Here is a 12,722-nt window from a genome sequence, read left to right as displayed (position 1 = left end):
GCATCGCTTCCCTGCCACGTAAATTTCCGCTTGTAACCGCTTGCCGAACCGAGTCTTTTGCCGGACGGCAGGCCCCGGGGACAAAGGCCACAAGGTTCCGCCGCTGACTGCATGAACGATCGCGTTTCCAACAGTTCCGCCATGACGGAATCGTCTGCCGTCGAGATCGAGATCGCGACCCGCAGGCTCATGGCAGCGCTCGATGCGCTCGAAAGCGCAGTCGAACGGCGGCGCGATGCCGATCGCGACGAGAACGAACTCGCGACGCGAATCCAGGCGCTCGGCGCCGATCGCTCGCGATTGGCTGATGAACTCGACGGTGCGCTGGTGAAGGCACGCAAGCTCGAGCGCACCAATCGCGAGATATCGGAGAAGCTGGATTCCGCGATCGTCACGATACGCTCGGTGCTCGATACCGGAGAGGACGGATGAGCCACATCAACGTCACCATCAACGGCCGGCAATACCGCATGGCCTGCGAGGAGGGCCAGGAGGTGCGGCTGCTAAAGCTCGCAGAAAGCCTGGAGACGCGAATCCAGTCGCTGCGCGGAAAGTTCGGCGAGATCGGCGATGCGCGTCTCACCGTGATGGCGGCGCTGACCGCCTGCGACGAGCTGGTCGATGCAGGCAACCGCATCCGCACCATGGAGCAGGAATTGAACGAGCTGCGGGATTTCCGCAATGCCGCCGTCGAGCGCGCCCGGATGACCCAGACCGCAGTCGTCAACGCGCTGAACGCCGCGGCCGAGCGCATCGAGAAGTCGACCCAGGTCCTGAACCGGACCGTCGGCGGCGGGATCGCGATCGGTTAGTTGGGGGCTCGATGCCCCCGGGCTGGCGATTCGTCGGCTTCGTTGTTAGATTGCAAAAGCGAGGCTGCGGCGCACGTCAGGAGCCATAATATCCCCGGGGCCTTATCGATCCTTTAGGGAACTGTCCCTGGCCGGGCCCGTGGGCCCGGACATATGGTGCCCACCTACTTTCGTAGGGAACTCCGGGATCGAGTGCTTCAACGGCGTCCGCGGCTTCGCGCTTCTACCTTCTGGTCTGTGCCTGTCGAAATTTGCGTCCCCGACACGCTCGCGGTTCAATCCAAGTCTCGGTGTCATGTCCGCGAGAGCGGGTATCAAGGACGCCGCGGCGTCGAGGTTCTTGCACTGGCGTCTCTGGAAATTGGATCGCCTGCATGCACGGGCGATGATGGCGGAGCGGGGGCTCTGCCTTCGGGGAAAACGCAGATGACCTACTCCAAATCCGAACTGCGTGCCAAGGCTCTCGCCAAGCGCGACGCGCTCAGCGAGAAGAAGCGCAGCACAGCCGCAGCAAAACTCGCCAAGCGCGGCCTGCCGTTCGAGCTGCTCCCCGGAAGCATCATCTCCGGCTATTCGCCGATCCGCAGCGAGATCGACCCGGCGCCGCTGATGGTGAAGCTCGCTGGCGAAGGCGCGCGGCTCGCGCTTCCTTGCGTTACCGCGCGCGGCCAGTCGCTGATCTTCCGCATCTGGCATCCGAACGACCGCCTGATGCTGGGTCCGCTCGGCATTCCCGAGCCGTCGCCGGCCGCGGCCGAGGTCATCCCGGACATCATGCTGACGCCGCTTGCGGCCTTCGACCGTCTCGGCCATCGCATCGGTTACGGCGCGGGGCATTACGACTTCACCTTCGCGCATTTGCGCAAGACCAAGCACGTCGTCGGTATCGGCCTTGCTTTCGCGGCGCAGGAGATCGAGGCGGTTCCGGCACTATCGCACGACGTCGCGCTGGATTATGTGCTAACGGAATCGGACGTGTTCGATTTCCGGAGTTCTGAAGTTGCGCATTCTCTTCGTGGGTGATGTCGTCGGCCGAGCCGGGCGTGCGGCGATTGCCGAATATCTGCCCGGCATGGTCAAGGATTGGTCGCTCGATTTCGTCGTTGTCAACGGCGAGAACTCCGCCGGCGGTTTCGGCATCACCGAGGCGATCTACCAGGAGCTCCTCGATGCCGGCGCCGACGCGGTGACGCTCGGCAACCATTCCTGGGACCAGCGCGAAGCTCTGGTGTTCATCGAGCGCGCGGAGCGCCTGGTGCGGCCGGCGAACTATCCGCGCGGCACGCCCGGCCGCGGCGCGGCGCTGGTGGAGACCAAGAACGGCAAGCACGCGCTCGTCGTCAACGCGCTCGGCCGCGTCTTCATGACCCCGTTCGACGACCCCTTCGCCGCGCTAGAGCGCGAGCTAGGCGCCTGTCCGCTCGGCCAGGCCGCCGACGCCATCGTCGTCGATTTCCATTGCGAGGCGACCAGCGAGAAGCAAGGCATAGGCTTCTTCTGCGACGGCCGCGCCAGCCTCGTCGTGGGCACGCATACGCATGTGCCGACCGCCGATCACCAGATCCTCAGCGGCGGCACCGCCTACATGACCGACGCCGGCATGACCGGCGACTACGACTCCATCATCGGCATGCAGAAGGAAGAACCGCTGCGCAGGTTCACGTCGGGCATTCCGTCAGGCCGTTTCGAGCCGGCCGCGGGCGCCGCGACGCTCAGCGGTGTCGCGGTGGAGACGGATGATGCGACGGGGCTCGCGCTGCGGATTGCGCCGGTGCGCGCGGGCGGCCGGTTGGAGCCCGCGACGCCGCGGTTCTGGTTGAGCTAATTGGCGGCACCGCACGTTCAATGCACCCTCTCCCCTTACAAGGGGAGAAGGTGCAGCGGCATTGGCGGCGCGCTTACTCCGCCGTCTGCTCTCTCAACTCCGCAACATCCCTCGCCGTCAGCGTCGAGCCCTTGGTGCCGAACCGCGCCGTCACGTAATTGGCCACCGCCGCAATCTCGTCGTCGGTATAGGCGTTGCCGAATGCGGGCATCGACAGCGCACCGTCCGGCGTGTGGCGCTTGGTGCCTGAGAGCACGATCTGTGCGACGTTGATGGCGGCCGGGTCGTTGACGGCCCAGGTGCCGGTCAGCGTTGCCATCGGCGACACCGGGCTTTCGCCGCTCCAGCCATGGCAGCTGACGCAGGCGCTGGCGAAGACCTTCTTGCCGCGCGCATCCGCCGTGACGCCGTCCCTGTGCGAGGCGGGCGCGACCGGCGCCGTGCCTGCGGGGAGGTCAGGCGAGGGCTGCGGCGGCACGCTGCGCAGGTAGGCGACGATGGCGCGGATGTCTTCGGGAGCGAACTGGCTGAAGCTGCGATCGACCGCTTCGCCCATCGGACCCGAGGCCGAGCCGTGGCCCGGCGCATGGCCGACCGACAGATAGGCGATGAGATCCTCATCACGCCAATTGCCGAGACCGGTGGCTTTGTCGGAGGAGATGTTGAAGGCGCGCCAGCCGGCGGTGACGGCACCGGCGAACTTCTTGCGGTTGTCCAGCGCAAAGCCAAGATTGCGCGGGGTGTGGCACTCGCCGCAATGCGCCAGCGCTTCCGCCAGATACGCGCCTCTGTTCCACTCCGGGCTCTTCGAGGTGTCCGGCGTGAAGCGCGTGTCCGGATTGAACACGACCGACCAGAACATCATTGCCCAGCGCTGGTTGAACGGGAATGACAGCGTGTTGTCCGGCGCCTTCGCGCGCACCGGCGGCAGGCTGAAGAGATACGCCTTCACCGCCAGCACGTCGTCGTCCGTCATGTAGGTGTAGGACGTGTACGGCATCGCCGGGTAGAGCTGCGCGCCGTCATGGCGCGTGCCGCGCTGGACCGCGTTGAGGAAATCCTGGTCGCTGTAATTGCCGATGCCGGTTTCCTTGTCCGGCGTGATGTTGGTCGAATAGAGCGTGCCGAACGGAAGCTTGAAGCCGAGCCCGCCGGAATATTCCTTCTCGCCCGGCTTGGTGTGGCAGACCATGCAGTCGGCCGCTTTCGCAAGATATTCGCCGCGTTCGATCAGGCTCGCCTTCTCCAGCGAGGCCGGCACGCCGGTCGGCTTGCCGGCGCGGTAGTCCGCCAGCGCCACCTTGGCGCCGCCGGCGAAGTCGAGCGGGTGCGGCCCGCGGATGTACCAGACGCCAACCGCCATCGCGACGACGGCGATCACGACCAGGCTTGCGAAGATGCGCATCGCCCCACTCATGCTTTCTTCCCCACAGCCAAAGCTTTCCGATCGATCGGCAGGCGCCGCAGCGCCACGCCGGTGGCGGCAAGAATCGCGTTGCGCAGCGCCGGCGGTCCGGCGTTGACGCCGGCCTCGCCGATGCCGCCTGGCGCCTCGCCGCTCTTCACCACGATCACCTCGATCTTCGGCGTCTCGTTGATGCGCATCATGCGGTAGTCGTGGAAGTTCGACTGCTGCACGCGGCCCTTGTCGATGGTGATCTCGCCATAGAGCGCGGCGGTGAGACCGAAGATCAGGCCGCCCTCGATCTGCGCTTTCACCGTATCCGGGTTGACCGCGATGCCGGTGTCGACAACGGAGGTGACGCGGCGGAGCGTGATCTCGCCGATATCGTCGATCTCCGCTTCGACCACGGTTGCGATGAAGCTCTCGAACGACGGTTGCACGCAGACGCCGCGGCCGACGCGCGCCGGCAGCGGCTGGCCCCAGCCGGCTTTCTCGGCTGCGAGGTTGAGCACCGCGAGCATGCGCGGGTTCTTCGTCAGCATGGAGCGGCGGAATTCAACGGGATCCTTGCCGGCCTTGCCCGCGAGCTCGTCCATCGCGCATTCGACCGCGAACACGTTGTTGTTCGGGCCGACGCCGCGCCAGAAGCCAGTCGGCACCGCCGGCGGCTCGGCACGGACATATTCGACGTGGAAGTTGGCGAAGTCGTAAGGCGCATCGACCGCGGCGTCGACGGCGTCGATGTCGATGCCCTTCTGGAACGCCGGCGGCAGCCAGCGCGCCAGCACCGCCGAGCCGGCGACCTTGTACTTCCAGGCCGCGACCTTGCCGTCGACCAGCGAGGCGCTGATCTGGTCGCGATAGACCGGACGATAGACGTCGTGCTGGATGTCCTCCTCGCGGGTCCATATCACCTTGACGGGATAATCGACCTGCTTGGCGATCTTCACCGCGGTGATCACCATGTCCGGCTCGAGCTTGCGGCCAAAGCCGCCGCCGAGCAGGTGGTTGTTGACGATTACCTTGTCGACGGGCAGGCCGGCGGCCTTCGCCGCCTCGGACTGCACGCGCGTCATGATCTGCGTGCCGGTCCAGATCTCGCAGGAGTCCGGCTTCACATGCACGGTGGCGTTGATCGGCTCCATCGACGCATGCGCCAGGAACGGCAGCTCGTAGGCAGCCTCGAACCTGTCGCCGCTCGAAAGGCCTTTTGCGATGTCGCCGGTGGATTTTGCGACCGCGCCGTCCTTCGCGCCGGCGGCGCGCAGATCCTGCCAGATGTCCTTCGTGGTGAGCTTCGCGTGCGGACCTTCATTCCACTCGATCTTGAGCGCTTCGAGGCCCTTCTTCGCCGCCCACATGTGATCGCCGATGACAGCGACGGTGTCGTCGAGCGCCACGACCTTGCGCACGCCGGGAATCTTCACCGCCGCGCTGTCGTCGACCTTGCCGACCTTGCCGCCGAACACGGGGCAGGTCGCCACCGTCGCGATCTTCATGCCGGGCAGGATCGCGTCGATGCCGTAGACGGCCTTGCCGTTGACCTTGTCCGGCGTATCCAGCCGCTTCAGCGACTGGCCGATATAGACGAAGTTTTTGGGGTCCTTCAGCGCAACATCCTTCGGCGGCGTCTGGCCCTGTGCGGCCTGCACCAGCGCGCCGTAGGCGAGCGTGCGGCCGCTTCCCGCATGGGTGACTTCGCCCTTCGACGCCGTGCAGCTCGCGGGCTCGACGCCCCATTGGTTCGCTGCGGCCTGCACCAGCATCGCGCGCGCGGTCGCGCCGGCCTTGCGCAGCGGCGTCCACCAGGCACGGATCGAGTTGGAATTGCCGGTGACCTGGAGGCCGAAGGTGGGATTGCCGTAGAGCTTGTCGTTCGGCGGCGCGTGCTGGACCTCGACCTTGGCCCAGTCGGCGTCGAGCTCTTCGGCCAGCACCGCCGAGATCGAGGTGTAGGTGCCCTGGCCCATCTCGACCTGCGGCATGATCAGGACGGTGTGGCCGATCTCGTCGATGCGGATGAAGGCGTTAGGCGCGAATTTGCCGTCGGTCGCGTCGCTCGGCTGCACCGGCTCGTTGACGGCGGCGCGCAGCGGCAGGTGGAAGGCCAAAAGAAAGCCGGTCGCAACGCCACCGGTCAGCAGCGCGCGGCGCGAGACGCCTTGAAGAGTCTTGTCTGCAATCATGGCGGACCTCACGACTGACGGCCGGAGGCGGCCTGCTTGATCGCCTCGCGGATCCGCACATAGGTGCCGCAGCGGCAGATGTTGCCGGCCATCGCCGCGTCGATGTCGGAGTCATCCGGATTTGGCGTTGCTGTCAGCAGCGCCGCGGCCGACATGATCTGGCCGGACTGGCAGTAGCCGCACTGGATCACTTCGAGATCGAGCCAGGCCTTCTGCACCTTCGCGCCGGCCGGCGTGCTGCCGACGGCTTCGACGGTGGTCACAGTGCGGTTCTCGACCGCGCTCACCGGCAGCACGCAGGAGCGCACGGCCTTGCCGTCGACATGCACCGTGCAGGCGCCGCATTGCGCGATGCCGCAGCCGAATTTCGTGCCGGTCATTCCGAGGATGTCGCGCAGCACCCAGAGCAGGGGCATTTCGGGCGGGGCGTCGAAGGTTTTCTTCTCGCCGTTGATTGTCAGCGTCGTTGCCATATGCATCCCCTTACTCAATGGCCGCGGGCAGCGGACATTTGCGAAATCGCCCGCCCATATCGCACTGAAGCAGCGCGCGAGGCGACAAAATTTTCGCAATGCAGATTTGCGCGCGCGACGCAGCAAACAATGCGTTTCACGCAATCGTGCTGGACGATCGCTTCAGTTTTGGACTATTTTATATGATAAGCGTCATTTTGTGACGCATTTTCTTCACATGCGGGCACGATCATCGCAAAACGATCTTCGAATTCGCAAGCTGTGCGATGCGGAAATTCGTGCGATTGCGAAAGGCCCGCGAGCGCGGGCGTCGCGTGATCGGCGTCCGGCCGGCCGTCAGCCCTGCCGGAAGCCCATCCGGAAAGCGCCCCAGTGCCTGCCGCGGACCACGATCGGCGAGGACAGGTCCTTCATCAGCACGAATTGTCCGCCGCCCATGTCGCGGCGGTAGGTCTGGAGCAGGAACGGCTTGGTGTTGGCCGCGACCTTCTTCACCGCGCGATCGGTGAACAGGCGCCGGTTGCGGCAATTGGCGTTGTTCCAGACCGGGTCCTTGCCCTGCGGCAGGCGGTAGTTCGGATTGTGGGTCGGCAGATAGCCGCCCTTGGCCCAGGCGACGCAGAACACGATGCGGGGATCGGATTTCTGGATCGGGTCCTGGATCGCGGGCAGCACGCGGTCGGTGAAGTCGACGTATTTGGTGAGATACTGCTTGGGATCGGTGCCCGGGATCTCCCGATAGGTCTCGTCCATGAGCTGGTCGAGCGTGATCTCGCCGCGGTCGATCGCGGCCTCGAACTCGGCCGAGATCCGCTTCGCGGTGTCGACGACGGCGCGGATCAGCGGCGCGTCAGACGTCTCCACGCCGCTGTCGGCGATCAGCGCGATCAGGCCTTCGGAGACGTCGAGCAGCTTGGCCACCCGCTCGTCGGCGTATTTGAGGTCGCGGGAGGAGAGGTCGACGCCCTTGGCGAGTTCGTTGAGCTCGCTGATGACCGTATCGCAATGGCCGAGATTGGAGGTCGCGGCGCGCGTGACGCTGCCGATCTCCGCTTCGACCGACGCAAAGCCCTGCTGCACGCGAGTGATGATGCCGGAGATCTGCTGGGCGCCTTCGCCGGCGGTCTTCGCGCGCTGCGAGGCGTCGCTGCTCTCGCCGATCAGGCCTTCGATCTGGCCGTCGAGATCGCGCACGGTGTCGGAGATCTGATGCGTGGCTTGGCGGGTCGCCTCCGCAAGGTTCTTCACTTCGCTTGCGACGACCGCGAAGCCGCGGCCGGCGTTGCCCGCGCGTGCCGCTTCGATGGTGGCGTTGAGCGCCAGCAGGTTGGTCTGCTTTGCGATCGCCTCGATCGAACCGGAGACTTTCGCGACCTGTGCCAGTGCCGAGCCGACTGCGCTGAGCCGTGCCTCGATCCGCCCCACCGCCGCAACGAGTTCCGAGATGTGGCTGACCGCGGTCTCGACCGCATGACGCGACTGGGAGATCTCGCCGACGGCTGCGGATGTGGTCGATTGCACCGCCTGTGACGCATTGGCGATGTCGTGATTGGCCGAGACCATCGTCTCGGCCGTCTTCTGCAGATGGTGAAACCGTTCCGACTGGCTCGAAACGCGGCTTGCAACCTCCTGGACGTTGCCGGCGATATCGGCGAGTTCCACGCCGAGACCGCCGATGCGGTCGGCGAGCTGGTCAATCAGACGTTCGGCCAGCGTCCGGTTGGAGCCGGTGTCCAGTACTGCAAGTTGTGCAACGGACATGTTCGCGAGTTCTCCAGTCAGAGCCGTTCGCCGGCCCGCGCGGCATTCCCATTCCAAGTTTAAAAGGTGATTCGCGCGTCGGCGTCTTGCCTGAGGGTGCACCAAGGGCGCGAATTGTCATCGCTCCCTGATTTTTTGTTGAAGCATGATCTTTCGGAAGACCGCGCTTCTACGGATCGTGCTCTAGAGTTTGTAGGCCGTCCTGAATCCGCCCCAGTGCCGGCCCTGCACGCGGATTGGGACATCGATCTCGCGCATCATCACCGTATTCCCGTTCCCCATGTCGCGCGCATAGCTCTGAATAAGATACGAGCGCAGGTTGCGCGCGGCAGAGAGCCCGGCCGGATCGTTGAAGATGCGCCGGTTGCGACTGTTGGCTGTGTTCCAGGCGACATCGCCCGGTCGCTGCGGTTGCGAATAGATCCTGTTGTGCACCGGCAGGAAGCCGTTGCGGTCGACCATGGCGCAGAACGCCATGCGCGGCTCCTTCGCCAGAAAGGCTTCCTGGAACGGCGGCAGTGCCCGGTCGGCCCAGTCCAGATATTTCGTGCGGTATTGTTGCGGATTGGTGCCGGCAATCTCCGCATAATCTGTGTCGAAGAGGTCATCGATCTTGACGTCACCGCGCGCGACCGCCTGCTCGAAGATCTTCGTCAGCGCGCTACCCGCTTCCATGGCACGGGTGACGAACTCGGTGTTCTCCTCGTGGATCGACCACATCCGGTCTTCGATCTTCTCGGCTAGCTCCGCATTGAGACCGATGAATTGCGCGCGGGCGCCGGCCTTGGATTGCTCAATCACGCGCAGGCGGCAGGCGCCGACGCCTTCGAGCGTGCCCTCGATCACCGCGTGCAGCGCGAGCGTTGCCGCGTCCGCGCCGCCGATCAGCACCGCGTCCATCGCGATCTCGTACACCGGCATCACGCCGCGGGCGTTTTCGAGCTTGAGATGGCAGGGAAGGCGCTCGGTCTTGCGGCGATCGTCATGCTCACTCTGGCTGAGCAGGACCGCGCAGCGCGACTTCAGCTTCTGTGCGAACGTGGTGACGGCCTTGCCGGCGCTGGCGACGTTCTCGCCATGGGTCTCGGCGGCCTTGGTCGCGGCGTCGATCTCGGCCGCGCTCTCGCCGACCGAGACGATGAATTGCGACGCGCTGGCGGCGTTGCCGGAGACCTCGCTGGTGGTCGCGTTCTGCTCCGCGACCGCGCCGTCGACGGTCTCGAATACCGGGCGGATCGCCTCGATTGCCTGCGAGATGCGGTGCACCGCATCGGCCGAACTCGCGGCGTCCTTCTGCAGCGCGTCGATCTTCTTCGTGATTTCTTCCGTCGCACCCTGGGTCTGCACCGCCAGCGCCTTGACCTCGGTGGCGACGACCGCGAACCCTTTCCCCGCCGCGCCGGCGCGTGCAGCCTCGATCGTCGAGTTGAGCGCGAGCAGCGTCGTCTGCCTCGCGATCTGCGCGATCAGGTTGACGACATTGCCGATCGCGGCCGAGGACTCGCGCAGGCGGTCGACATTGGCGCGGGCCTCCTGTGCGGCCGCGCTGGCCTCGTCGGCGAGCTTTCCGGCGGCGCGGACCTGCGCGCCGATTCCCTGCGCGGATTGGGTGAACTTGTCGGCGGCCTCGGCGAAGGTGGATGCGGTCGACTGGGCGGCGTTGGTGCGTCCGGTCAGCGCATCGGTGCGCGCGCGGATGGTGGCAAGCGTCGCGGCGGTAGCCTCCGCACCGCCGGCGACCGAATTGGCGGCACGTTCGAGCTGGCGAATCATGGCGCCGAGCTCGAGTTCCAGCAGCTCCAGGATTTCGCGGGCCGAATCGCCCTCGGCGGCCTGGGACGTTTCTTGGGGCGGCTCGGAACGCGCAGCTAACGCCTCGGCCTGCGGGGCTGCCACAGGCGCGGACATGTCCGGCTCACGCTTGCGAAATAATGCGAACGCCATCAGGTCACTCTTGTCGGTGGACGAGCGGACGCTATTTTCGCAAGCCGAAATGAAGTCAGGGTTAACAATGCCTCACCGTAAGGCATGTGCCCTTACGATGTTACCTTAAATCTGAGAGAACCCTTTCATTCCGGTGGGTTGGCGGCCTATAAGGCCGCGCTTTCCCCCTGATTGGCGGACGACCCAAGAGACCACTCGAAGAGACCAGCATGGCCGGACATTCCCAATTCAAGAACATCATGCACCGCAAGGGGCGGCAGGATGCCCAGAAGTCGAAGCTCTTCGGCAAGCTGGCGCGGGAAATCACCGTCGCGGCCAAGCTGGGCACGCCCGACCCCAACATGAACCCGCGCCTGCGCGCCGCCGTGATCGCCGCGCGCCAGGAGAACATGCCGAAGGACAATATCGAGCGCGCCATCAAGAAGGCACTCGGCAGCGACGGCGAGAACTATGACGAGATCCGCTACGAGGGTTATGGCCCCGGTGGCGTCGCCGTCATCGTCGAGGCGCTGACCGACAACCGCAACCGCGCGGCCTCCGACATCCGCTCCTTCTTCACCAAGTCGGGCGGCAATCTCGGCGAAACCGGCTCGGTCTCCTTCATGTTCGACCGCACCGGCATCATCGAATATGACCGCAGCGTTGCCTCCGACGACGCGGTGCTCGACGCCGCGATCGAGGCCGGCGCCGACGACGTGATCTCGAGCGAGAGCGGCCACGAGATCTACGCCTCGACCGAGAGCTACCGCGACGTCGCCAAGGCGCTGGAAGCCAAGTTCGGCGAGCCGCGCAAGGCCGCGCTGATCTGGAAGCCGCAGAACACGGTCTCGGTCGATGATGAGACCGGCGAGAAACTGCTCAAGCTGATGGACCTGCTCAACGAGCATGACGACGTCCAGAACGTCTACGCCAATTTCGAGGTGTCGGACGCGCTGATGGCGAAGATGGGCGGCTGAGCCTCATTCTCCCTGTCGTCGCTCGGCTTGACCGGGCGCCCAGTATTCCAGAGACGCCAGCGAGATACGGAGAAGCCGCGGCGTACTGGATACCCCGCCTTCGCGGGGTATGACGCCATGGTGGGCAGCGCTGGGCACTCAACCACGAGACCCCACTTCCCCTGTTACTTCCGTTCTGTTTCTGTTTCCCCCGCAGCAGCCAGCCGCTATCACTGGCCGATGACCGCGCTCCCGATTCGCCAGCCCGTCCGTATCATCGGCATCGACCCTGGCCTCCGCCGCACCGGCTGGGGCGTGATCGAGGCCGAGGGCAATCGTCTCATCTACGTCGCCTGTGGCTCGGTGGAACCGCCGGACGACTTGCCGCTGTCGAGCCGGCTGCTCGCGATCCATGAGGNGGCGGTCCTGTCCGATCACAAGCCGATGGAAGCCGCCGTCGAGCAGACTTTTGTGAACAAGGACGGCGTTGCGACGCTGAAACTCGGCCAGGCCCGCGGCGTCGCGATGCTGGCGCCCGCGATGTTCGGCATCACGGTCGCCGAATACGCGCCGAACCAGGTCAAGAAGACGGTGGTCGGCGCCGGTCACGCCGACAAGCACCAGATCGCGATGATGCTGAAGATATTGCTGCCGAAAGCCGAGCCACCATCCGCGGACGCCGCCGACGCGCTCGCCATCGCCATCACCCACGCCCATCACCGCCAGAGCACGGCGCTAAGGCTGAAGGTAGTGGGGCTATGATCGGCAAGCTCAAGGGTCTGATCGATTCCTACGGCGAGGATTTCGTCATCCTCGACGTCGGCGGTGTCGGCTATCAGGTGCACTGCTCGACGCGCACGCTGCAGCATTTGCCGTCACCGGGCGAGGCCGCCGTGCTGTCGATCGAGACCTATGTCCGCGAGGACCAGATCAAACTGTTCGGCTTCCGCACCGACCAGGAGCGCGAATGGTTCCGCCTGCTCCAGACCGTGCAGGGCGTCGGCGCCAAGGTCGCGCTCGCGGTGCTCGGCACGCTGCAGCCTTCCGATCTCGCCAACGCCATTGCGCTGCGCGACAAGGCCGCGGTGTCGCGCACGCCGGGCGTCGGCCCCAAGGTCGCCGAGCGCATCGTCACCGAATTGAAGGACAAGGCGCCGGCCTTTGCCAATGTCGATCCGCACGTCGTGCATCTCGCCGGCGCCGTCGACGACCAGCGCGCCCCGCGCCCGGTTGCTGACGCGATCTCCGCGCTGGTCAATCTCGGCTACGGCCAGCCGCAGGCGGCGGCCGCCATCGCGTCGGCCTCGCGCAGCGCCGGTGAAGGTGCCGAGACGGCGCAGCTCATTCGCCTCGGCCTGAAGGAGCTCGCGAAGTGAGCGAC

The 12,722-nt window shown here is 65.6% G+C and carries 12 protein-coding genes, 1 other RNA gene and 1 pseudogene; 9 read left to right on the top strand and 5 right to left on the bottom strand.

The window, feature by feature from the left end; translation table 11 throughout:
* Positions 1-111: 111 nt before the first annotated feature.
* The 5 genes from AXW67_RS06785 (at position 112) to AXW67_RS06765 (ending at position 2,637) form a co-directional block, all read left to right on the top strand.
* Positions 112-432, top strand: a complete 321-nt coding sequence (locus tag AXW67_RS06785; protein ID WP_027553872.1) for a DUF4164 domain-containing protein — start codon at positions 112-114, stop codon at positions 430-432.
* Positions 429-812, top strand: coding sequence for a cell division protein ZapA (locus tag AXW67_RS06780; RefSeq protein ID WP_027553871.1), 384 nt, complete (start codon positions 429-431; stop codon positions 810-812). Before AXW67_RS06785 ends, AXW67_RS06780 begins: the two co-directional genes overlap by 4 nt.
* A 58-nt stretch (positions 813-870) precedes the next feature.
* Positions 871-1,032: non-coding RNA, 6S RNA (ssrS, locus tag AXW67_RS06775), on the top strand.
* A gap of 206 nt (positions 1,033-1,238) precedes the next feature.
* Complete coding sequence (locus AXW67_RS06770) at positions 1,239-1,835, top strand: 5-formyltetrahydrofolate cyclo-ligase (protein WP_063677231.1); 597 nt, start codon at positions 1,239-1,241, stop codon at positions 1,833-1,835.
* Positions 1,813-2,637, top strand: coding sequence for a TIGR00282 family metallophosphoesterase (locus tag AXW67_RS06765; protein WP_063677230.1), 825 nt, complete (start codon positions 1,813-1,815; stop codon positions 2,635-2,637). Before AXW67_RS06770 ends, AXW67_RS06765 begins: the two co-directional genes overlap by 23 nt.
* A gap of 73 nt (positions 2,638-2,710) precedes the next feature.
* Here AXW67_RS06765 and AXW67_RS06760 read toward each other — a convergent pair whose 3' ends face one another.
* The 5 genes from AXW67_RS06760 to AXW67_RS06740 all read right to left on the bottom strand — a co-directional run bounded on the left by AXW67_RS06760 (position 2,711) and on the right by AXW67_RS06740 (position 10,406).
* A complete protein-coding gene (locus AXW67_RS06760) occupies positions 2,711-4,054 on the bottom strand; it encodes a c-type cytochrome (protein ID WP_063677229.1) in 1,344 nt (447 codons plus the stop codon).
* Positions 4,051-6,228 carry a xanthine dehydrogenase family protein molybdopterin-binding subunit gene (locus AXW67_RS06755; protein WP_063677228.1) on the bottom strand — a complete coding sequence of 726 codons (2,178 nt, stop codon included), beginning with the start codon at positions 6,226-6,228 and terminating at the stop codon, positions 4,051-4,053. Before AXW67_RS06755 ends, AXW67_RS06760 begins: the two co-directional genes overlap by 4 nt.
* A gap of 8 nt (positions 6,229-6,236) precedes the next feature.
* On the bottom strand, positions 6,237-6,701 hold the full coding sequence (locus AXW67_RS06750; protein WP_201723644.1) for a (2Fe-2S)-binding protein: 465 nt from the start codon (positions 6,699-6,701) through the stop codon (positions 6,237-6,239).
* 336 nt (positions 6,702-7,037) lie between these two features.
* Complete coding sequence (locus tag AXW67_RS06745; protein ID WP_027553865.1) at positions 7,038-8,462, bottom strand: methyl-accepting chemotaxis protein; 1,425 nt, start codon at positions 8,460-8,462, stop codon at positions 7,038-7,040.
* A 183-nt stretch (positions 8,463-8,645) separates the two neighbouring features.
* Complete coding sequence (locus AXW67_RS06740) at positions 8,646-10,406, bottom strand: methyl-accepting chemotaxis protein (protein ID WP_063677226.1); 1,761 nt, start codon at positions 10,404-10,406, stop codon at positions 8,646-8,648.
* A gap of 209 nt (positions 10,407-10,615) precedes the next feature.
* Here AXW67_RS06740 and AXW67_RS06735 point away from each other — a divergent pair, with 209 nt between their 5' ends.
* The 4 genes and pseudogenes from AXW67_RS06735 (at position 10,616) to ruvA (ending at position 12,717) form a co-directional block, all read left to right on the top strand.
* Positions 10,616-11,362 carry a YebC/PmpR family DNA-binding transcriptional regulator gene (locus AXW67_RS06735; RefSeq protein ID WP_027553863.1) on the top strand — a complete coding sequence of 249 codons (747 nt, stop codon included), beginning with the start codon at positions 10,616-10,618 and terminating at the stop codon, positions 11,360-11,362.
* 219 nt (positions 11,363-11,581) lie between these two features.
* Positions 11,582-11,759: pseudogene (locus tag AXW67_RS43810) on the top strand (crossover junction endodeoxyribonuclease RuvC); the annotation flags it as partial.
* Between the two features lies 1 nt (position 11,760).
* The coding region (ruvC, locus tag AXW67_RS06730; protein WP_245315439.1) for a crossover junction endodeoxyribonuclease RuvC at positions 11,761-12,103 on the top strand (343 nt) is incomplete at its 5' end.
* On the top strand, positions 12,100-12,717 hold the full coding sequence (gene ruvA, locus AXW67_RS06725; RefSeq protein ID WP_063677224.1) for a Holliday junction branch migration protein RuvA: 618 nt from the start codon (positions 12,100-12,102) through the stop codon (positions 12,715-12,717). The genes ruvC and ruvA, both read left to right, overlap by 4 nt.
* Positions 12,718-12,722: the final 5 nt, after the last annotated feature.

It is taken from the genome of Bradyrhizobium neotropicale (assembly GCF_001641695.1).
GTDB lineage: Bacteria > Pseudomonadota > Alphaproteobacteria > Rhizobiales > Xanthobacteraceae > Bradyrhizobium > Bradyrhizobium neotropicale.
The sequence above is the reverse complement of the archived record's forward strand: the minus strand, read 5'-3'. Positions and strand labels throughout refer to the sequence as shown.